This window comes from Streptomyces sp. CRN 30 (genome assembly GCF_034105845.1).
The window spans coordinates 1-20702 of the sequence record NZ_JAVRHI010000330.1; the positions used below are offsets into that span (position 1 = coordinate 1).

Here is a 20702-nt window from a genome sequence, read left to right on the forward strand (position 1 = left end):
CGCCCGCCTTCTCGGCCGCCTCGGCGACCCGCGAGGCCAGCGGCGACGCGGCCACGGCGTCGGCGAGACCGGCCAGGCCGTCGGCCTGGCCCGGCTGCGGGCGGAGCAGCCCGCCGACGAGCGCGGCGTCGAAGCCGTCGACCGCGGCGAGCGCCTCGTCCAGCCCGTCCACCGGGTCGGTCAGCAGATCGGCACGCATCAGGCCACCGCCCTCGTCGTCGGGAACCAGTGCATCTCCGGCAGCGGGGCCGTCGTCGGCGCCAGTTCCAGATAGGACAGGTGCCGCAGGAAACGGCTGAAGACCTGGGCGGCGGCCGCCCGGTCGCCCTGCGCGGGGTGGGTGGAGGTCATGGCGTCTATGACGTCGCCGGCACCGGGGTCCGCGGCGGTGACATCGACCTTCAGGTACCGCGCCACCCGCTCGACGCCGTACTGCACCACGGCCTCGGTCACCAGCGCGTCGATGTGCTTGCAGAACCAGCCGTGCGCGCCGCCGCAGGGACGGTTGTTGTTGGTGCTGCACGCGAACGCGTAGGACCCGGCCGCCACCGACGACACGTACACCCGCCCGATGTCCGACCCGCTGGACACCACGCCCTGCAGCCGGCCGTCGGCCAGTTCGACGAACGGCACCTTGGCCAGCTTCCGCGGCCGTGCGGGGGGAACCACCCGCACCGTGCTCGACCTCTCCCAGACGGACAACGCACCATCTCCCATGCATGCCAAAGGGGGTGTCCTCGCCACTTCGGCGGAACGAGAACGAAGCTACCGGCAGGCACTGACAACGAGTCATCGCCCCAGGCCAGCCCGGCAGTCGGACGGACTGGACTCAGTCCGGACCGGGGCTCAGTGGCGGCCCCGCTCCCCTGCACGCCCGGTCCCGCCAGAGCCACCGTCGCCTCGGGAAGGTCCCGCCCTGAAACGGCGGTAGCGGACGATCCCGATGACGGCCACGACACCGATGACGACGATGCGGGCGAACTCCACAGCCACGTACTCCTCCGACGAATGAGGCAGGAAAAGCAGGAATATCGCCCGCCGGTGTCCGGGCCCGCAAACCGGATACGAGCGGGACCCCTTGCCATCCCTCGCACGCGTCGCAGACTTCGCGGTACGGCAGCGTCGCAAGGGCGCGGCGCGCGAACGCGAGGAAACCGGAATGGATATTGCACAGGCGAAACAGGCCGTCAGTGATCTGCGGGCGAGCCGGCCCGAATTCGAGGGGCCCGACGAGGCACGTGCGAAGACTCTGCTGGACCAGCCCGACAAGGTGAACCAGGGGTTCTACGGAACGTGCGGCCTCACCGCGATCGTCCGCAGTTACCTCCAGTACGACCGCGACCGTTTCGTCGAACTGCTGCGGGCCGTGTACTCCGGCACCGACTTCAACGGCATCACCTCCGGACCGCAGGTACTGCTCCAGCACCGACTGGAACAGCGTGACGCGAAAGCGGCCGCGCAACCGCAGGGCGGATACGTCCCGCTGTTCAATCTCGACTTCGTCCTGGCGCGGGCATTGGGGAAACTCCTGAAGATCCGGTCACCGAAGATGTACGAGGCACAGACCCTGGTGTCCGAGGAGATCGCCCGGCTGTTCAACGCGAAAGAGCCCTTCCTCGACGCGTTCACCCTGGACCCGGAGCACATTCCGACGCTCAACGCCGCGAAGCTCAGTCCTGATCTCGAATTCGAGCTGAAGATCAAGGGCTGGCGACTCGGCCAGGTCGCGGGGTTCGTGGTCGACGCCTCGACGGCGCAGATCATCCCGACTGTGCCGAACAGCGAATGGCAGCTCAAGTTCCAGGCGGGCGGCCGGGAACGGGTCCTGCGGATCCAGGACACCAAGAAGGGCGCCCTCCAGGTCGCCGTCGACGTCCGCAACAGCGAGTCGGCCTTCCGCGACCAGGGCGACCTGGGTCTGGACTCCGACGGGCTCAAGTCGATCATGCAGAACGTCGCGGGCGCCGCGAACGTCACGGTCACCCGCGTCAAGGCCGCCACCCCGCAGGCGGCCGTCGACGCGGTCAACACCGAACTGGGCCGGGCGAAGCCGTACGTCTACGCCTTCGTCCGCTCCTTCGACGACTGGGCGAGCGCCGCCAACGACGCCACGAAGCGGTCGTTCGCCAAGGCGGCGACCGCGCCCGCGCCGATCTGGGGCCGCGTGGAGCCCGAGGGCGAGCACATCATCGCGATCGACGGACCGATCAGGAAGGAGTCCGGCGCCTACGTGCTGCCCGTGTGGACGTGGGGCAGCGCCTACGAGGTCCGCGTACAGGAGGCGTACCTGGCCGGTTACCTGCCGGTGCTGGTGCACGGCCAGATCAGCGCCTGACGGTACGGCGGGCGGCGGCCCCTCAGCCGTCCTTCCTGGCCACCCCGCCGTACATGCCGATCAGCGGGGCATCGGGCCGGGGCGGCTGCTCCGGGCGCCAGTCGGTCACCCGGACCAGTCCGGGTTCGACCAGCCGGAAGTCGCCGAAGAACTCTGACACCCTGGCGTGCGGGCGGAGGTTCATGGACGCGGTGGCCTTGCGGTACACGGCCGCCGCGTCCTCGCGGTGGTCGTCGTGGACGTCGCCGGTCGCGTGCGACAGCACCAGGTAGGAACCGGCGGGCAGCGCGTCCCGCAGGGTGGCGAGGATGCCGTCGGGGTCGTCCGCGTCGGAGAGGAAGTGCACGACGGCGACCAGCAGCAGCGCCACCGGCCGGTCGAGGTCGATGACCGCGCGCACCTCCGGGTGGTCCAGGACCGCCCGGGGGTCGCGCAGGTCGGCGAGGACCACCGAGGTGTCGGCGGCGTCCAGCAGCGCCATGGAGTGCGTGCTGACGATGGGGTCGTTGTCGATGTAGGCGACGCGGGTGTCCGGTGCGATCGCCCGCGCGATCTGGTGCACGTTGGGCTCGGTGGGCAGGCCCGTGCCGATGTCCAGGATCTGCCGTACCCCGCCCTCGCGCACGACGTGCTCCACCGCGCGCCGCATGAACCGCCGGTTGGCGCGGACGCCCTCCCGCACCTCAGGCGCCACCTTCATGAACTCCTCGGCGGCGGCCTGGTCGACCTCGTAGTTGTCCTTCCCGCCGAGGAAGTAGTCGTACATCCGCGCCGGGTGGGGCCTGCTGGTGTCGATCCCGAGGGCGGGGATACCGCCCGGACCGTCGCTGCCGGGGGAGGTCATGATGCCGTGCTCCGTCCTGAACTCGCGTTCCGCTGACGCACGTTGTCCCGCGAAGGAGAACTGACGTGACCGTCGGGACAGCATCTTGGCACGGCCGGGGAGGGCGTGCCGCGCACGCATGCCGCGTAGATCACGATTTCGGAGTACTCATCAGTATCTTGCGTCCGGCGAGTGCACCTGCATAAGTTGCACATTCAACAACAATGTGTGGGGGACCTCGGTGCACGCTGACGTGACGCAGTTCAACTACGGGATGATCACTCCCGTTCTCGCCTACTTGACGGCATGCCTGGGCGGGGCGCTGGGGCTGCGCTGCGTCACCAGATCCCTGCGCCGCACAGCCGGGGGGCGCCGGGGTGCCTGGTTGGCGCTGGGGGCCGTCTGTATCGGCACCGGCATCTGGACCATGCACTTCATCGCCATGATCGGCTTCAGTGTCACCGGCGCGACGATCGGCTACGACACGCCGCTGACCTTTCTCAGCCTCGCCGTCGCCGTGCTCGTCGTCGCGATCGGCGTCCTCATCGTGGGTTACCGGGGCGCCTCGCCGCTCCATCTCGGTATCGCCGGAGTGATCACCGGGGGCGGCGTCGCCGTGATGCACTACTTGGGCATGAGCAGCATGCATGTGGCCGGTCACAAGTCTTTTGACGCGGTGACTGTGACCCTGTCCGTCCTGATCGCGGTGGTCGCCGCCACGGCGGCGCTGTGGGCCGCCGTCAACCTTCGGGCACTGTGGGCCTCCATCGGCGCCAGCGCCGTGATGGGAGCGGCCGTGGCCGGCATGCACTACGTCGGCATGGCCGCGATGAACGTCCATCTCGACGGCCCCGCCGACCCGCTGGCCGCCGACTCCCAGAACCTCCTCACCTTCCTCGTGCCGGTGATCGCGGGACCGGTCGGCGTTCTCGTCATCGCCTGCGTGATCGTGATGTTCGATCCGGATCTGCTGGTGGGGGGAGAGGACACGAAGGTCCGGCCGTCGGTCGCCGTGGGGCCCGATGGCGCGGCAGCGGCCGGTGATTGGCCCGAGATCTCGCCGCGCCGGTGATTTCCGCTCATTCTTATCTGCCTCAACACGCACACCGCTTATTTCCGTCGAACGGAAACGCGTCACTCACTTGCAAAGGAAACGTTGACGCTGGCATGTGTGAATGGCAGCGTGTGCGACTGCCGAGCAGTGCGATTCGACGGGTCTACCGGAAGGGGTAATCAATGGCAGCTCCGACCGAGAACGACAACATTGTGGTGATGCAGGTCGGTGACAGGCCCGTGCAGGTGGAACGTGGGCTGAGCGCGGAGCGGGCGCGTGAGTTCGTGTCGAAGGCCGATGCGCAGGCGGCTGAGCGCATGACCGCCGTGGAAGCGCGGGTGTCCGCCGTGACCAAAGCGGTGGCCGACCCCAACAGGGCTGTCGAGTACTACCAGGTCCAGCTGGCGAAAGCGCGCACGGACGAGGAGATTTCCTTGGAGCTGGAGGAGCTTCCCTCGGAGGAGCACTTCCAGCGGGTGAGTGAACTCCAGCAACTCCACGAGGTCGGCTCCACGATCTTCTACGCGAACACCAAGTTCGGTGGTTCGCACAAGTTCCTGACCACTCCGTGGCCGAATCTCAAGTGGTGGCCGTACAAGTTCAACGACAAGGCGTCGTCGGTCAAGAACTGGGGCGTGCACGTGGCCTACGAGCACCACTGGTGGAAAGGGCGGAAACTCTGGCTGGTCGGAATTCCGTTCGTGCAGTTCGAGGATCTCGGAGTGTTCGGGATGAATGACACGATCACTTCGTACGCGTGATCGCGTACTGCTGTTCGAGGGCTTCGTGGGTCCCGGGGAACGAGATTCCCCGGGACTCCGGCTCGTTCGACGACGGGACGGAGGCCCCACCCACCAGCCCGTTCCCCTTATTGCGTACCATGTGCAGGTGCGCTCAACCGACTACAGCATCCGCCCCGCGACCCCGGGCGACCTCGACGCCGCCCGTGCCGTCATGCTCGACACGGTCTACCGCGACTTCGGCACCGGGTACGTGCCGCGATGGCACCGGGACATCATCGACCTCGCCGGGGCGTACCTCGCGCCGCCCCGGCACGCCCTCCTCGTCGCCGTGGACGGGGACGGCGACGTCGTCGCCACCGGGGCGCTCGATTCGCGCGGGCCCCTGCACCCGCCGAACCCCCGCCACGTCGCCGAGCGCTACCCCTCCGGGGTCACCGCCCAGCTGCGGCGCGTGTACACGCGTCCCGCGCACCGGCGGCGCGGACTGGCCCGGCGGCTGGTCGGGGAACTGCTCGCCTTCGCCGTCGCCGACGGCGGCTACCGCGCCGTCTACCTGCACACCGACCCCGCCGTGACCGGCGCCGAACCGTTCTGGCGGTCGCTCGCCAAGGTCGTCCACGACGAGCGCGAGGACGCCGGCGGGGGACAGGGGATCATCCACTTCGACGTCCCCCTGGGGTGACCGACTCGTGGAAACCATTTCCACGTAGGCTTGCCCCGGCCACCCGTCCGTCGCCGTCCGCCCACGGCCCCCGACCCGATCGAACCGAGGACCATGCGTTCCCACCGCCGCCTTCGGCTGCTCGCGCCCTTCCTGCTCGTCCCGCTGATGACCAGCTGTTTCTCCTCCGGTGGCGGCTCGGACTCGGGTGCCGACGACGGGGACGGCGCCAGGCTGCGCGTCGCCCTCGCCTTCCCGCCCGCCGAGAACCTCTCGCCGTACGGCGCCGACGCCACCCTCCTCAGCCGGCTCGCCGTCACCGAGGGCCTCACCTCCCTCGACGCCAACGGCTCCGCCGCCCCCGCGCTCGCCGAGTCCTGGCAGCAGGAGGACGGCGGGAAGAGCTGGACGTTCACGCTGCGCGAGGCCGAGTTCCAGGACGGGACCGAGGTCACCCCGGCCGCCGTCGCCGAGTCGCTCACGCACGCCGCGCGGGCCGAACCCGCGCCCGCCGCCCTCTCCGGCACGGACCTCACCGCGAAGGCCGGCAGTGGCCGTACCGTCACCGTCACCACCGACGCACCCGACCCCGTACTGCCGCTGCGGCTCTCCAGCCCCTCCCTCGCCATCCTCTCCGCCAAGGCGTACGGCAAGGAGTACGAGAAGAGCGGCAAGGCCGATCCCGTCGGTACCGCCACCGGGCCGTTCGAGATCACCAAGGTGAACGGCACCTCCTCCGCCGCCCTCGACCGGTTCGACGACTACTGGGGCGGCCGCGCCCAGGCCGCCGGCATCGACGCCCGCTTCATCGCCGACGGCACCGCCCGCGCCAACGCCCTGCGCAGCGGCGAACTCGACATAGCCGAGGCCGTTCCCGTCGCCCAGGCCGCCACGCTGGACAAGGGAGAACGGCGGGACACCGCCACCACCCGCACCACCAGCCTCCTGCTCAACTCCTCCTCCGGCACCCTCAAGGACGCCGGACTGCGCGCCACCGCCCGCGCCGCCCTCGACACCTCCGTCTTCGCCAAGGACGTGTACGAGGGGTACGGGGACGAGGGGGTCGGCATCTACGGGCCCGCCGTCACCTGGGCCGAGGGCAAGCGCGGCAAGCCCGTCGGACGGGCCGCCGCCGAGAAGGCGGACGGCCGGACCGTCACCCTCGCCACCTACGACAACCGGCCCGAGCTGCCCGAGGTCGCCCAGGTGGTCAAGGAGCAGCTGGAGAAGGCCGGGTTCACGGTGAAGCTCACCGTCCGCGAGTACTCGCGGCTGGAGAGCGACGCGCTGGACGGGAAGTTCGACGCGTTCGTCCTCGCCCGCAACACCCTCCTCGACACCGGCGACCCGGTCTCCGTCCTCGCCAGCGACTACTCCTGCGGCGGCGACTTCAACATCGCCCAGCTCTGTGACAAGGACGTCGACGCCGCCGTCCGGAAGGCCGAGGGGATCAGCGACACCGACCGGCGGCGCGACGCCGCCATGGCCGCCGAGGCCCGCGTCCTCGGCAGCGACGCCGTCGTGCCGCTCGTGCACCAGCGGATCATCACCGGCGTCGCCGACGGCGTCCAGGGCGTCGTCCTCGACCCCTACGAGCGCACCCTCGTCTCCACGGGAACGCGGCGCTGATCCATGCGGCAGCAGCTCACAGCGGCCCTCTGGCGGCTCCTGCTCGCGGCCGCGCTCGTGTGCGGGATCGGGCTGCTGCCCTGGCTCACCCGCACCGACCCGGCACTGACCGTCCTCAAGGCCCGGTCCGCCGAACGCGACCCGTCGCCCGAGGTGCTGGAGACCATCCGTGAGCAGCTCGGGCTCGGCGACGGACCGGCGCACCTGCTCGGCACGTGGCTCGGCGGGCTCCTGCGCGGGGACGCCGGACAGTCGTGGATCTCCGGGTCCGACGTCCTGCCCGGCGTGCTCCAGGCACTGGGCGCCTCGCTGCTGCTGATGGCCGTGGCGCTGGTCGTCGCCGTCGTCACCGCCGGGGCCGTGTGCGCCCGTACGCTGCGGCTCGGTGCCAGGCGCGAGCTCGGCGGGCGGCGGCCCCGCGGGACGTTCTCCGCGATGACGGCCGCGCTGCCCGAGTTCCTCCTCGCCTCCGTCCTCGCCACCGTCGTCGGCGTGCAGCTCGGCTGGCTGCCCGCGCTCGGCTGGTACGGGCCGCAGTGGACGGTGCTGCCCGCGCTCGCCCTCGGCCTGCCCGCCGGGGCGCTCCTCGGCCGCCTCCTCGACGACCTGCTCCCCGGCGCCTTCGGCGAACCCTGGGCGCTGGCCGCCGCCGCCCGCGGCATGACCGGACGCCGCGTCGCCCGGCAGGCCGTACGCCGCTGCGTGCCCGCGCTGCTGCCCAACTTCGGCCTCTTCGTCGTCGGCCTGACCGGCGGTGCCGTCGCCGTCGAGCAGATCTTCGACATCCCCGGTCTCGGCCGCACCACCCTCCAGGCCGCCCTCGCCCAGGACCTCCCCGTCCTCCAGGCCGGCACCCTCGCCCTGGTCCTGCTGGCCGCCGTCGCGACCGGCGGCGCCCGCCTCGCCGCCCACCTGCTCACCGGCCCCGCCCTGCGCGACGGCGCGCTGTCCACCCTGCACCGGCCCACGCCGCCGGCCCGCGGGCTGCTGCCCCTCGGCCTCGGCGCCGTACTCCTCGCCGTCGTCGCCCTCGGCCTGCCCCGCGACCCCCTCGCCGTCGAGACGGGGGCACGGCTCCAGGCACCCTCCCTCGCCCACCCCTTCGGCACCGACGCCCTCGGCCGCGACCTCCTCGCCCGGGTCGGGCACGGCGCCCTCGACACCCTCGCCCTCGCGCTCTCCATCAGCGCCGCCGCCCTGGTCATCGGCGTCCTCCTCGGCCTCGTACCGAGGATCTGCGGACCGCTCGTCGACACCGTCAACGCCGTACCGCCGGTGCTGCTCGCGCTCCTCGTCACCGCCGTCGCCGGGAGCGGCGCCACCACCCCCGCGCTCGCCGTGACCGCCGTGGCCTGGGCGCCGCTCGCCGCGCACACCGCCTCGCTGCTGCGGCAGGAACGCGCCACCCTGCACGTCCTGGCCACCCGCTCCATGGGCGCGACCCGCTGGTACCTGCTCCGCCGCGAACTGCTGCCCGCCGTCCTGCCGCCCGTGCTCCGCCACGCCCTGCTGCGGCTGCCCGGCGTCGCCCTCGCCCTCGCCTCGCTCGGCTTCCTCGGCCTGGGCGCGCAGCCGCCGTCCCCCGAGTGGGGTCTGCTGCTCGCCGAGAACCAGCCCTACGCCGAACGCGCGCCCTGGGCCGTCCTCGCCCCCGCCGTCGTCCTCGCCCTGCTCGGCGCGCTCGCCGTGACCGCCGCGGGCGGCATCCGGCTGCGGCGGCGCCCCCGCCGCGTCACGCCCGAGACCGGTCCGGCCGCCGCCGACGCCGGGACCAGGGAACTGGCGGGGGTCCGGTGACCACGACCGCCACCGGTACGGCCGCCACCGCGAAGAGACCGGCCCGCACCCCGCTCTCCCCGCTCCTGCGGCTCCTCGTCCTCACCCAGCTCGCCTTCAACCTCGGCTTCTACGCCGTGCTGCCGTTCCTCGCCGAGCACCTCGGGGACGGCATCGGCATGGCGGGGTGGCTCGTCGGCCTCGTGCTGGGACTGCGGACCTTCAGCCAGCAGGGACTGTTCGTGGTCGGCGGAGCGCTCGCCGACCGCCACGGCATCCGGCCGGTCGTCCTCGCCGGGTGCGTGCTGCGGATCGCCGGGTTCCTCTGGCTCGGGTACGCCGACGCCACCTGGTCGGTCGTCGCCGCGGTCCTGCTCATCGGGTTCGCCGCCGCGCTGTTCTCACCGGCCGTCGAGTCCGAGGTCGCCCGGCAGGCGGTCCTCTGGGAGGAGGAGGGCGGCGGCGACCGCACCAGGGTCCTCGCGCTGTTCACCGTCGCCGGACAGGCCGGGGCGTTCGTCGGACCGCTGCTCGGCGCGCTGCTGCTCGGCGTCGACTTCCGCACCGCGTGCCTGGCCGGCGCCGGGATCTTCGTCCTCGTCCTCGCCGGACACGCGTGGCTGCTGCCGCAGCACCTGCCGGGGCGCGCCCGCGTCCACGCCAGGGGCGGCGCGCGACTGCTGCTGCGCAACCGCCGCTTCCTCGCGCTGGCCTGCGCGTACGGCGCCTACCTGCTCGCCTACAACCAGTTCTACCTGGCGCTGCCCGCCGAGGTGGAGCGGGCGGCCGGCTCCCAGGCGCCGCTGGCCTGGCTGTTCGCGCTCTCCTCGCTGCTGGTCGTCACGGCGCAACTGCCCGTCACCCGCTGGTCGGGACGGCGGCTCGCCCCGCGCCGCTCCATGACGGCGGGACTGGTACTGGTCGCCGCCGGGTTCGCGGCGGTGGCCCTCGCGCGGCCCGCCGGCTGGACGGGCGTGACCGGGCTGCTCCCCGCCGCCGGGTTCGTCGTGCTGCTCACCCTCGGCCAGATGCTGGTCGCGCCCGTCGCGCGGGCCTGGGTCCCCGACCTCGCGGAGGAGGGACGGCTCGGGCTGTACACGGGCGCGCTGTCCTCGGTGTCGGGGGCCGTCGTCCTCGTCGGCTCCTCCCTCACCGGCTCGCTGCTGGACAGCGGCCTCCCGGCGGCGGTGCCGTGGCTGGTGCTCGCCGCCGTACCGCTGCTGGCGGCGCTGCTGCTGCCCCGGCGTCACGAGGCGACCAGCTCCGGCACCGGCTGAGCGGCCACGGGGGCGGACGCGGCCTCGAAGGAGAGACGGCCGCGGCGCCGCAGCCACCGCACGTCCCGGCCGAACGACCAGGTCAGCGCGGCCAGCGCCAGCAGCACGAGGGCCGCGTTCACCGCGTGCGGCAGCAGGCCGCAGGCCGCCACCAGCAGCAGGACGCCCTGGAGTGCCGCGACCGTCTTGCGGGCCGTGCTGGGCGGCAGCGGAGCGGTCAGCCACGGCCGGACGCGGGCCGCGGCGACGAAGACGTAGCGCATCGCGCCGATCAGCAGCACCCACGGGCCCAGCGACAGGGACACGTACACGCTGAGCACCAGGATCAGGAACGCGTCCACCTCCATGTCGAAGCGCGCGCCCAGCGCCGACGACGTACCGGTGCGGCGGGCCACCCGGCCGTCGACACCGTCGAGGAGCAGCGCCACCGCGGTCAGGCCGACGAGGAGGGAGACGGGCGGCGCGTCACGGAACGAGTCCGCGACCAGGGCCGTGACGCCGCCGACCAGGACGGCCCGGCCGAGGGTGACCCGGTTGGCCGGGCCGAACGCGGCCGGCCGGGCACGGTGCACGGCCCGGGACAGCACCGCCCAGGTCGCGAGGGCGAAGACGAGTCCGGTCAGCCAGCCCGCCGGGCCGAGACCGGTCGCGGCGCCGAGCACCGCGAGCACCGCGACCTGCGCGCCCGCCCCCGCCGCGGTCTCCTGCTGGACGGGCCAGACCTCGTAAGTCCGGTCCAGGGCAGTGTTGTTCAGGGCCACCGAGCATCCTCCGGCCGTGTGACAGAGTCGATCAGTGCCGCCACCTCGCCGTGGCGGCCTGTGCTCCCTCGGTACGTGGGTGGCCGTCCGACCGTTCAGGAGGATGCCGATGAAGCACGCCGCTGCCGCTTTCCGGCTCGACGCCCCGGAAGCGGGCGTGATCCGTCCGGTGGACCTGCCCGAACCCGGCCCGGCCGACGTACTGGTGCGTACCTCTTACTCCGGGGTCAGCCGGGGCACGGAGACACTGGTGTTCCGCGGCCGGGTACCGCGCAGTCAGTACGCGGCCATGCGGGCGCCGTTCCAGGAGGGGGAGTTCCCCGGCCCGGTGAAGTACGGCTGCCTCAGCGTCGGGACGGTGGAGCGGGGGCCCGCCGCGCTCGTCGGCCGTACCGTCTTCTGCCTGTACCCGCACCAGACGCGTTACGTAGTGCCCGCCGCCGCCGTGACCGAGGTGCCGTCGTCCGTGCCGGCCGCGCGCGCCGTGCTCGCCGGGACCGTGGAGACGGCCGTCAACGCGCTGTGGGACGCCGCCCCGCTGATCCCCCGAGGACGCGGCCGGCGACCGTGACCTGGTGGTCCACGCCAGCGCCACCGAGCAGGGCCTCGCCCGCTCGCTGGAACTGCTCCGCACCGCGGGCACCGTCATCGAACTCAGCTGGTACGGCGACCGGAGCGTCACCCTGCCGCTCGGCGAGGCGTTCCACTCCCGCCGCCTCACCGTGCGCGGCAGCCAGGTCGGCACCGTCTCCCCGGCCCGCGCCACAAGCCGCTCCTACGGCGACCGGCTCGCCCTCGCCCTCGACCTGCTGGCCGACCCCGCGCTGGACGCGCTCGTCACCGGCGAATGCGCCTTCGAGGAACTGCCGGACGTCATGCCGCGTCTCGCCTCCGGAGAGATTCCCGCGCTGTGCCACCGGGTCCGCTACGACCCGTCCGCCCCGTGAGGCGCCCCTGACCTGTCGGAAAAGGGGAAAAGGAGTCAGGTGGCGCTGAACACGGGAAGGCTGCGAGCCGTAATACACGGCATCCCGCGCGGCGAACGGCGGGGGATCAGACGTGCCACACCTGGAGGGTCGTCCGTTGTTCAGCATCACCGTCCGCGATCACATCATGATCGCCCACAGCTTCCGCGGCGAGGTCTTCGGGCCCGCGCAGCGCCTGCACGGAGCGACGTTCCTGGTGGACGCCACGTTCCGGCGCGAGCAGCTGGACGACGACGGCATCGTCGTCGACATCGGCCTGGCGACGCGCGAACTCGGCGCCGTGGTGGGTGAGTTGAACTACCGCAACCTCGACAACGAACCCGACTTCGCCGGTGTCAACACCTCGACGGAGTTCCTCGCGAAGGTCGTCGCCGACCGGCTCGCCGAGCGCGTCCACCAGGGCGCCCTCGGCCAGGGCGCCCGGGACCTGGCCGGGCTCAGCGTCACCCTGCACGAGTCGCACGTCGCCTGGGCGAGTTACGAGCGTGCGCTGTGAGCGCGGCCCGCGCGCCGATCGGGGCCGGCCCGTCCGTCGGCCTCGCCGACCGGCCCCGGCTCGACCGGGTGCCCGCCCAGGCGTCCGCCCCGAGGAACGGCGACCACGTCCCCATGTCCCTGCGCTCCGTGCACTTCGTCATGCCGGGCGGCGTCGACGACCCGGCCGCGCCCAGCGGCGGCAACGCCTACGACCGGCGGGTCACCCTGGACCTGCCCGGCTTCGGCTGGCGGGTCCGCCGGATCGCCGTCGACGGCGGCTGGCCCCGGCCGGACCGGGCCGCCCGCGAGGAACTCGCCCGCGCGCTCGGCCGGCTGCCGGACGGCGCGGTCGTCCTCCTGGACGGGCTGGTCGCGTGCGGTGTGCCCGAGATCGTCGTCCCGGAAGCCGGACGGCTGAACATGGCCGTCCTCGTCCACCTCCCGCTCGGCGACGAGGCGGGGCTCGAACCGTCCGTCGCCGCCGACCTCGACGCGCGGGAGCGCGCGGTGCTGCGGGCCGTCTCCGCGACCGTCGCCACCAGCGACTGGGCGGTCCGCCGCCTCGTCGCCCACCACGGCCTCGCCCCCGACCGCGTCCACCTCGCCGCGCCCGGCGCCGACACCGCGCCCCTCGCGCCCGGCACCGACGGCGTCTCCCGGCTGCTGTGCGTCGCCGCCGTCACCCCGCGCAAGGGCCAGCACCGCCTCGTCGAGGCCCTCGCCACGGTGACCGACCTGCCGTGGAGCTGCACGTGCGTCGGCGGACTCGGCCAGGACCCGTCCTACGTCCGCGACCTGCGGGCCCGGATCGACGCGTACGGCCTCGGCGACCGGCTCTCGCTCGCCGGGCCGAAGACCGGCGCGGAGCTCGACGCCGCCTACGCCGCCGCCGACCTGATGGTGCTCACCTCCTACGCGGAGACCTACGGCATGGCCGTCACGGAGGCCCTCGCGCGCGGCATCCCGGTGCTGGCCACGGACGTCGGCGGCCTCCCCGAGGCGGTCGGCCGCGCCCCCGACGGCGGGATGCCCGGCATCCTCGTCCCCCCGGAGGACCCCGCGGCCCTCGCCGCCGAACTCCGCGGCTGGTTCGGCGAACCGGACATCCGCCGCCGCCTGAAATCGGCCGCCCGCGCCCGCAGGGCGTCCCTCACCGGCTGGCCGACGACGGCCCAGAACCTGGCAGCGGTACTCCACCGCCTGCCACCCACGCAGGGGAGGCCCGCATGGAACGCCCCGTGAACACGCGGCACGCCACCGATGCCGACGAGGTGACGCGGTACGCGCCCGAGTGGCTGCGGCTCCGGGAAGGGCCCGACGCCGCCGCTCGGGCGGGGGAGCTGGTACAGGTGCTGCGGCGCCGTTTGCCGCGCGCGCCGCTGACCGTGCACGACGTCGGCTGCGGGACCGGGTCCATGGGACGCTGGCTCGCGCCGCTGCTCGACGGGGCCCAGCACTGGGTGCTGCACGACCGTGACCCGTACCTGCTGCACTTCGCGGCCGTCGAGGCGCCCCGGACCGCCGCCGACGATGGACCGGTGACCGTGGAGACGCGGCGCGGCGACATCGGACGGCTCACCCCCGACGCCCTGCGCGGCGCCGCGCTGGTGACGGCGTCCGCGCTGCTGGACGTCCTCACCACCGACGAGGTCACCGCCCTCGCCGCCGCCTGCGCCGGGGCCGGCTGCGCGGCGCTGCTGACCCTCTCCGTCGCCGGACACGTCGAACTGGCCCCCGCCCACCCCCTGGACGGCGTGATCGGCGCCGCGTTCGACGCCCACCAGCGGCGGTCCGGACTGCTCGGCCCCGACGCGGTGGCGGTGACGGCGGACGTCTTCGCCGCGCACGGCGCCACGGTCGAGGTCCGGCCGAGCCCCTGGCGGCTCGGCCCCGACGACACGGCGCTCACCGAGCAGTGGCTGCGCGGCTGGGTCGGCGCCGCCGTCGAACAGCGGCCCGCGCTGCGCGAACTCGCCGAGCCCTTCCTGGCCGAGCGCCTCGCCGCCTGCGCCGCGGGCGACCTCCGGGTGACCGTCCACCACCACGACCTGCTCGCCCTGTGCGGCCCCACGGACGGTGACACGTGAACGCGCCAGCGAACGCGCCGTCCGCCACCGCGCCTGCGCCCGTGCCGTCTGTCGCCGCGCCTGTGGACGTGCCGTCCGTCGCCGCGCCCGCGAATGTGCTGTCTGTCGCCGCGCCTGCGGATGTGTCGTCCGTCGCCGCGTCGGCGAGCGTGTCGTCCGTTGCCGCGCCCGCGAATGCGCCGTCCGTCGCCGCGCCTGCGCCCGTGTCGTCCCTCCCCGCGTCCGCGTACGCGCCGTCCGCCACCGCGTCGGCGAGCGTGTCGTCTGTCGCCGCGCCCGTGAACGCGCCGTCTGTCACCGCGTCCGCGGACGTGCCGTCTGTCACCGCGTCCGCGGTACCGCGGGCCCTGCGGCGGCACCTCGGGTCCCTCGCCGGGGCCGTCCTGCTCGGCGTACTGGTGTGGCGGCTCGGTGGCGGTCCGTTCCTGGACGGGCTGCGCCGGATCGACGTAGCGGCGCTGCTGGCCGCGCTCGGCATCGGAGCCGTCACCACCGTGTGCAGCGCCTGGCGCTGGGCGCTGGTCGCCCGGGGCCTGCGCCTCACGCTGCCGCTGGGACCGGCCGTGGCCGACTACTACCGCGCACTGTTCCTGAACGCGGCCCTGCCCGGCGGCGTCCTCGGCGACGTACACCGCGCGGTGCGCCACGGACGCGGCGCCGGCGACCTCGCCCGCTGCGTCAAGGCGGTCGTCCTCGAACGCGCCGCCGGACAGGCCGCGCTGGCCGTCGTGGGCGCGGTGGTGCTGGTGACGGTGGACTCACCGGTGCGCTCCGAGGCCCGGCACGCCGTCCCGCTCGTCGCCCTCGGGGCCGTGGGCGCCTGCGCGGTCCTCGCCGCCCTGCGGATGAACCGCGGCCGGACCGCCGCCACCCCCCGCGCCCGCTCCGGCGACACCCGCGCGGCCCTGCTGTCGCGCCGCGCGTGGCCCGGCATCGCGGTGTCGTCGGCGGTCGTCCTCGCCGGACACCTGGCGCTGTTCGTCCTCGCCGCGCGTGTCGCCGGCAGCGGCGCCTCCGCCACCGTGCTGGCCCCGCTGGCCGTCCTGGCGCTGCTCGCGATGAGCCTGCCGCTGAACGTCGGCGGCTGGGGGCCCCGTGAGGGTGTCACCGCCTGGTCGTTCGCCGCGGCCGGACTCGGCGCGGACAGCGGACTGGCCGTCGCCGTCGTGTACGGCGTGCTGGGCTTCGCGGCGAGCCTGCCGGGCGCGGCCGTGCTCGCCGCCCGGGTCGTCCGGGGCCGCGTCCGCCTCCGCTCACGGCCGGCGGCCGACCCCCGGCACGACCCTGCCGGTCACTGTCCCCGGCCGCCGCCCGCGTCCCCGGCATCCGCCGTCAGCAGCGAGAAGTACGCGCCGAAGGAGTCGGTGAGGCTCGCCAGCAGCGCCTTGCCCTTCTCCGCCGAACCCAGCGAGGGCCGGCCGATGACACCGGAATCCGTGTAGGCCGCCATACCGAGGGAGAGCAGATGACGCCGGTCGTCGGCGACGTGGTCGGCGGTCCCGTGACCGGGCCGCACGACCTCCGGATGGGCGTGCAGCAGCACGGAGGTCTCGATCTCCCCGGCGTGCATGTCGGTGAGCAGCGAGGTGGCCACGCCCGCCCGCACCCGCGCCGCCTCCCAGTCCTCCGGGGCGGGGAACAGCGCCATCCGCTCACCGCGCGCCGTGGCCTCCTGGACGACGTTGCCCAGGACGTAGTTGCCGCCGTGCCCGTTGACCACGGCCAGCGCGGCCACGCCCGAGCGCCGCAGCGACTCGGCTATGTCCCGGACCACCGCGTGCAGGGTCGTCGCGGAGATGCTGACGGTCCCGGGCCACGCCGCGTGCTCGTGCGAGCAGGAGACCGTCACCGGCGGCAGCAGGTGCACCGGGTACGCGGCGGCCAGTTCACCTGCGACGGCGCAGGCGACGAGCGTGTCGGTCGCCAGCGGCAGGTACCGCCCGTGCTGCTCGAAGCTGCCCACGGGCAGCACCGCCACCTGCCGCGGCACCCGGTCCCCGCGGGCCCTGACGTCTTCCGTGGTGTCCGCCGGGACCGTACCGTGCACCGCACCCGGTGCCCCCGCCCGCGTCTGTGAACCAGCCATGTCCGTACGGCCCTTCGCACTCGTCGAACCAACTCTGAACAGAACTGCTGAGGATGTCGGGGAATGATGACAGAACACGGTGGAGTACTCGCCCGGAACACCGCACGGCGCACGGACGCCGAACGCGTGGTGCAGGTCCCGCTGCCCACGGTGTACGGCGCGTTCCGCGCGGTCGGCTATCTCGACCACGAACGCGGCGACGAACAGGTGGCGCTGGTCCACGGCGACATAGGCACCGAGGGCGTGCTGACCCGGCTGCACTCGGAGTGCCTGACGGGCGACGCGTTCGGCTCCCTGCACTGCGAGTGCGGCGACCAGCTCGACTCCGCGCTGCGCGCCGTGGCCGCCGAGGGCGCCGGGGTCGTCGTCTACCTGCGGGGACACGAGGGCCGCGGCATCGGCCTGCTGGCCAAGCTCCGCGCGATGGCCCTCCAGGCGGAGGGCCTGGACACCGTGGAGGCCAACGTCGCGCTGGGGCTGCCGGTGGACGCCCGGGACTACGGCGTGGCCGCCCGCATCCTCGGTGACCTGGGTGTCCGCTCGGTCCGCCTGATGTCCAACAACCCCCGCAAACGCGAGGCGCTGGAACAGCACGGCGTCCGGGTCGCCGAGCAGGTGCCGCTGCTGATAGCGCCGTGCGAGAGCAACATCACCTATCTGCGGACCAAGCGGGAGCGGCTCGACCACGACCTGCCGCACCTGGACGCGGCGGCCGCGGTGCCGGTCAGTCCGTGACCGCCTCGTGCACGAACCGCTTGAGGTCCTTGAAGACCGTCTGCGGGGTCCTCGGCCGTACCTGCGTCATGAACTGCACGGACACGTCGCTGCCCGGGTCGATCCAGAACGTCGTCGTCGCCGCCCCGCTCCAGCCGTACGTACCGGGCCCGCACGGCACGTCGGTGCGGGCCGGGTCGGTCACCACGGAGACCCCGAGGCCGAAGCCGACACCGTCGTTGCCGGGGACGTCGTGCGCCGGTGTGGAGAAGGACCGCAGGTCGGCGCCGGCGGGCAGGTGGTCACGGGTCATCAGGTCCACGGTGGCGGGGTCGAGCAGCCGGGCCCCGTCCACCTCGCCGCGGCGCCGCAGCAGCTCCATGAACCGGTGCTGGTCGTGGGCGGAGGCCACCATGCCGCCGCTGCCGGACAGGAACCGCGGCCGGCCCCGCAGCGGCAGCCCGGGGACCGGCTCGATGCCGCCCTCGTCGGTCTCGCCGTACAGCTCGGCCAGCCGGTCCGCCTGGGCGTCGGAGACCTCGAAACCGGCGTCCGCCATGCCGAGCGGGCCGAAGATCCGCTCGGCGCAGTACTCGTCCAGCGCCCGGCCGCTCACCACCTCGATCACCCGGCCGAGCACATTGCTGGCGACCGAGTAGTTCCACCGGGTGCCGGGGTCGAACTGGAGCGGCAGGCTCGCGTACAGGTCGACCGTCGTGGCGAGGTCGTCGCCCGGCCGTACCGCCGACTCCAGGCCGGCCGCGCGGTACAGGGCGTCCACCGGGTGGTCGTCGTAGAACGCGAAGGTCAGACCGGCGGTGTGGGTCATCAGATGCCGCAGGCGGACCGGTCCGGCGGCCGGGCGGGTGGTGACGTCCGGTGCCTCGCCGCCCGCGTACACCCGCGGCTCGGCGAACGCCGGGAGGTACCGCTCCACCGGGTCGTCCAGCGACAGCCGGCCCTCCTCCACCAGCATCAGCGCGGCGACCGACGTGACCGGCTTGGTCATGGAGTAGATCCGGAAGAGGGTGTCGGCCGCCATCGGCAGCCCCGCCGCGACGTCCCGCCGGCCGTACGCGGTGAGGTGCGCGACGCGCCCGCCGCGGGCGACGGCGACCAGGAAACCCGGGAGCCGCCCCTCGTCCACCCGCTCGGCGAGATGCCGGTCCAGCCGGTCCAGCACCTTCGCGTCCAGCCCGGCCCCGTCCGGGTCGATCTCCTGTCGCAGCACCGCCATCGCCTACCTCCGTGGCTCGTCGAGCCTGGACGGCCTACCCCGTACGGCCGCCGCCAGACCTCCCGCTCACCGGGAACACCCGGCTCCAGGTTGGCCGTTGAGCGGTGCATGAGCGACGACGCCACGCAGGACGCGCTGACCGAGCTGTTCGCCGAGGGCCACGCGGGGGTGCTGGTCACGTTGAAACGGGACGGGCGGCCCCAGCTCTCCAACGTCACCCACGCCTACTACCCCGACGAGCGTGTCCTCAGGGTCTCGCTCACCGACGACCGCGCCAAGACCCGCAACCTCCGCCGCGACCCCCGCGCCTCCTACCACGTGACCACCGACGACCGGTGGGCCTACGCGGTCGCCGAGGGCACCGCCGACCTCACCCCCGTCGCCGCCGACCCGCACGACGCGACCGTCGAGGAACTGGTGCGCCTCTACCGCGACGTCCAGGGCGAGCACCCCGACTGGGACGACTACCGCGCCGCGATGGTCCGCGACCGCCGGCTGGTGCTGCGGCTCAGGGTGGACCGCGCGTACGGCATTCCCCGCCGCTGACCGAACGGCCCCCGGAAGTGCTCCGGGGGCCGCACCCGGCCGGTTCAGGCCGAGACCGTCTCCCGCCGGGACGCCTGCCCGCGGGGGTGTTCGCCGAGCCGGGCGGTGGGAACGCGGTGGGTCTCCCGGGCCGTCACCGCCGCGACCACCGGCGGCACGCACAGCGCCGCCGTGAACAGCGCCACCGCCGCCCAGTCGTCACCGTCGGGACCGGCGATCCGCGCCGCGAACGTCACCGCGAACCCGGCCACCGCGAACCCGATCTGGGTGCCGATCGCCACGCCCGACAGCCGGACCCGGGTCGCGAACATCTCGCCGTAGAAGGCGGGCCACACCCCGTTCGCGGCGCTGTAGACGACGCCGAAGCAGACGATGCCGAGGAACAGCGTCAGCGGGTAGGAGCCGGTCGAGACCGCCCACAGGTACAGGAACATCGTCACCGCGCTGCCCACCGCGCCGATCAGGTACACGGGACGGCGGCCGATGCGGTCGGAGAGCATCGCCCACAGCGGGATCGCGGCCAGCGCGACGACGTTGGCGAGCGCGCCCACCCACAGCATCGAGGTACGCGACATCCCCACCGAGTCGCTCGTGGCGTACGCCAGCGCCCAGACCGTGAAGATGGTGCTCACCGAGGCGATCAGCGCGCCGCCGATCACCCGCAGCACGTCCCACCGGTGCTCGCGCAGCAGCACCGCCAGCGGCAGCTTGACGACGCCCTCGGAGGCGGCCTGCCGGGCGAAGGCCGGGGTCTCGTCCAGGTTGCGGCGGATGAACCAGCCGACGGCCGCGACCGCGACGCTCAGCCAGAACGGCACCCGCCAGCCCCAGGACATCAGCTGGTCCTCGGGCATCGCCGCGACCGGGATGAAGACCAGGGTGGCGATCAGCTGCCCGCCCTGCGTGCCGCTGAGGGTGAAGCTGGTGAAGAAGCCGCGCCGCCGTTCGGGCGCGTGCTCCAGCGTCATGGAGTTGGCGCTGGCCTGCTCGCCGGCGGCGGAGATGCCCTGGAGGACGCGGCAGAGCACCAGCAGCACCGGGGCGAGGGTGCCGACCTGGTCCCGGGTGGGGAGACAGCCGATGAGGAACGTCGACACGCCCATCAGGAACAGCGTGAAGAGCATGATCTTCTTGCGGCCGACGCGGTCGCCGTAGTGCCCGAGGAACAGGGCGCCGACCGGCCGGGCGGCGTAGGCGACGCCGAACGTCGCCAGCGACAGCAGGGTGGCCGTCGCCGGGTCCGACTCGTCGAAGAAGATGTCCGGGAAGATCAGCGCCGCGGCGCTGCCGTAGATGAAGAAGTCGTAGTACTCCAGTGCGCTGCCGATCCAGGCGGCGGTCGCGGCCTTCTTCGGCTGGCCCGGCGGGGCCTCGGGAACGGGGGCGGGGACGGACACGGCGGCTCCTTCGGCTTCGTCGCCTAATTAACCCACTGGGTAGTTAGTAGGGGATGGCTTGGGATGTTGCGCCCACGTGTCCCGGGTGTCAAGAGGTGGAGTCGGACGGACTC

Annotated in this window: 18 protein-coding genes and 3 pseudogenes; 14 read left to right on the forward strand and 7 right to left on the reverse strand. The window is 73.3% G+C overall.

Features of this window, described 5'->3' with window-relative positions; all coding sequences use genetic code 11:
• Nucleotides 1-229 (reverse strand): annotated as a pseudogene (locus tag UW392_RS35405) (hypothetical protein); the annotation flags it as partial.
• Entirely contained in the window at nucleotides 199-717 is a 519-nt protein-coding gene (locus tag UW392_RS35410; protein WP_320779308.1) for a hypothetical protein, read from the reverse strand. The pseudogene UW392_RS35405 and the gene UW392_RS35410, both read right to left, overlap by 31 nt.
• Nucleotides 718-1159: 442 nt before the next feature.
• Here UW392_RS35410 and UW392_RS35415 point away from each other — a divergent pair, with 442 nt between their 5' ends.
• Nucleotides 1160-2335, forward strand: a complete 1176-nt coding sequence (locus tag UW392_RS35415) for a hypothetical protein (protein WP_320779309.1) — start codon at nucleotides 1160-1162, stop codon at nucleotides 2333-2335.
• Nucleotides 2336-2357: 22 nt separating this feature from the next.
• Here UW392_RS35415 and UW392_RS35420 read toward each other — a convergent pair whose 3' ends face one another.
• Complete coding sequence (locus UW392_RS35420) at nucleotides 2358-3179, reverse strand: SAM-dependent methyltransferase (protein WP_320779310.1); 822 nt, start codon at nucleotides 3177-3179, stop codon at nucleotides 2358-2360.
• A 220-nt stretch (nucleotides 3180-3399) separates the two neighbouring features.
• Here UW392_RS35420 and UW392_RS35425 point away from each other — a divergent pair, with 220 nt between their 5' ends.
• From UW392_RS35425 to UW392_RS35450, 6 genes are all read left to right on the forward strand, one after another.
• On the forward strand, nucleotides 3400-4230 hold the full coding sequence (locus tag UW392_RS35425; protein WP_320779311.1) for an MHYT domain-containing protein: 831 nt from the start codon (nucleotides 3400-3402) through the stop codon (nucleotides 4228-4230).
• Between the two features lie 164 nt (nucleotides 4231-4394).
• The gene (locus UW392_RS35430) at nucleotides 4395-4973 is read left to right on the forward strand and encodes a hypothetical protein (RefSeq protein ID WP_320779312.1); all 579 of its coding nucleotides are present in this window, start codon (nucleotides 4395-4397) and stop codon (nucleotides 4971-4973) included.
• Nucleotides 4974-5100: 127 nt separating this feature from the next.
• A complete protein-coding gene (locus tag UW392_RS35435; RefSeq protein ID WP_320779313.1) occupies nucleotides 5101-5637 on the forward strand; it encodes a GNAT family N-acetyltransferase in 537 nt (178 codons plus the stop codon).
• Nucleotides 5638-5730: 93 nt separating this feature from the next.
• Nucleotides 5731-7245, forward strand: a complete 1515-nt coding sequence (locus tag UW392_RS35440; RefSeq protein WP_320779314.1) for an ABC transporter substrate-binding protein — start codon at nucleotides 5731-5733, stop codon at nucleotides 7243-7245.
• Between the two features lie 3 nt (nucleotides 7246-7248).
• Nucleotides 7249-9042 (forward strand): ABC transporter permease subunit, encoded by a 1794-nt coding sequence (locus tag UW392_RS35445; RefSeq protein ID WP_320779315.1) that lies wholly within the window; start codon nucleotides 7249-7251, stop codon nucleotides 9040-9042.
• Nucleotides 9039-10298: an MFS transporter gene (locus tag UW392_RS35450; RefSeq protein ID WP_320779316.1), complete on the forward strand. Its 1260-nt coding sequence runs from the start codon at nucleotides 9039-9041 to the stop codon at nucleotides 10296-10298. Before UW392_RS35445 ends, UW392_RS35450 begins: the two co-directional genes overlap by 4 nt.
• On the opposite strand, the gene UW392_RS35455 is transcribed toward UW392_RS35450, so the two are convergent.
• Nucleotides 10268-11059: a CDP-alcohol phosphatidyltransferase family protein gene (locus UW392_RS35455; protein WP_320779317.1), complete on the reverse strand. Its 792-nt coding sequence runs from the start codon at nucleotides 11057-11059 to the stop codon at nucleotides 10268-10270. The genes UW392_RS35450 and UW392_RS35455 overlap by 31 nt on opposite strands.
• A gap of 109 nt (nucleotides 11060-11168) precedes the next feature.
• On the opposite strand from UW392_RS35455, the pseudogene UW392_RS35460 reads away from it, so the two are divergent.
• From UW392_RS35460 to UW392_RS35480, 5 genes and pseudogenes are all read left to right on the forward strand, one after another.
• Nucleotides 11169-12006: pseudogene (locus UW392_RS35460) on the forward strand (dehydrogenase).
• 136 nt (nucleotides 12007-12142) lie between these two features.
• Complete coding sequence (locus tag UW392_RS35465) at nucleotides 12143-12541, forward strand: 6-carboxytetrahydropterin synthase (protein ID WP_320779318.1); 399 nt, start codon at nucleotides 12143-12145, stop codon at nucleotides 12539-12541.
• Nucleotides 12538-13764 carry a glycosyltransferase family 4 protein gene (locus UW392_RS35470; protein ID WP_414496765.1) on the forward strand — a complete coding sequence of 409 codons (1227 nt, stop codon included), beginning with the start codon at nucleotides 12538-12540 and terminating at the stop codon, nucleotides 13762-13764. The genes UW392_RS35465 and UW392_RS35470 overlap by 4 nt, the downstream gene beginning before the upstream one ends.
• The gene (locus UW392_RS35475) at nucleotides 13680-14609 is read left to right on the forward strand and encodes an SAM-dependent methyltransferase (protein WP_414496769.1); all 930 of its coding nucleotides are present in this window, start codon (nucleotides 13680-13682) and stop codon (nucleotides 14607-14609) included. Before UW392_RS35470 ends, UW392_RS35475 begins: the two co-directional genes overlap by 85 nt.
• A gap of 398 nt (nucleotides 14610-15007) precedes the next feature.
• Nucleotides 15008-15745: pseudogene (locus UW392_RS35480) on the forward strand (lysylphosphatidylglycerol synthase domain-containing protein); the annotation flags it as partial.
• 155 nt (nucleotides 15746-15900) lie between these two features.
• Here UW392_RS35480 and UW392_RS35485 read toward each other — a convergent pair.
• Entirely contained in the window at nucleotides 15901-16695 is a 795-nt protein-coding gene (locus UW392_RS35485) for a creatininase family protein (RefSeq protein WP_320779320.1), read from the reverse strand.
• A 66-nt stretch (nucleotides 16696-16761) separates the two neighbouring features.
• Between UW392_RS35485 and ribA the strand changes: the two genes are divergently transcribed.
• The gene (gene ribA, locus UW392_RS35490; protein ID WP_320779331.1) at nucleotides 16762-17430 is read left to right on the forward strand and encodes a GTP cyclohydrolase II; all 669 of its coding nucleotides are present in this window, start codon (nucleotides 16762-16764) and stop codon (nucleotides 17428-17430) included.
• Here the strand turns inward: ribA and UW392_RS35495 are convergent.
• Complete coding sequence (locus UW392_RS35495; RefSeq protein WP_320779321.1) at nucleotides 17420-18646, reverse strand: serine hydrolase domain-containing protein; 1227 nt, start codon at nucleotides 18644-18646, stop codon at nucleotides 17420-17422. The two genes, ribA and UW392_RS35495, sit on opposite strands and share 11 nt — an antisense overlap.
• 108 nt (nucleotides 18647-18754) lie before the next feature.
• On the opposite strand from UW392_RS35495, the gene UW392_RS35500 reads away from it, so the two are divergent.
• Complete coding sequence (locus UW392_RS35500; protein WP_320779322.1) at nucleotides 18755-19192, forward strand: PPOX class F420-dependent oxidoreductase; 438 nt, start codon at nucleotides 18755-18757, stop codon at nucleotides 19190-19192.
• Between the two features lie 44 nt (nucleotides 19193-19236).
• Here the strand turns inward: UW392_RS35500 and UW392_RS35505 are convergent, their stop codons facing one another.
• Complete coding sequence (locus UW392_RS35505) at nucleotides 19237-20589, reverse strand: MFS transporter (protein WP_320779323.1); 1353 nt, start codon at nucleotides 20587-20589, stop codon at nucleotides 19237-19239.
• Nucleotides 20590-20702: the final 113 nt, after the last annotated feature.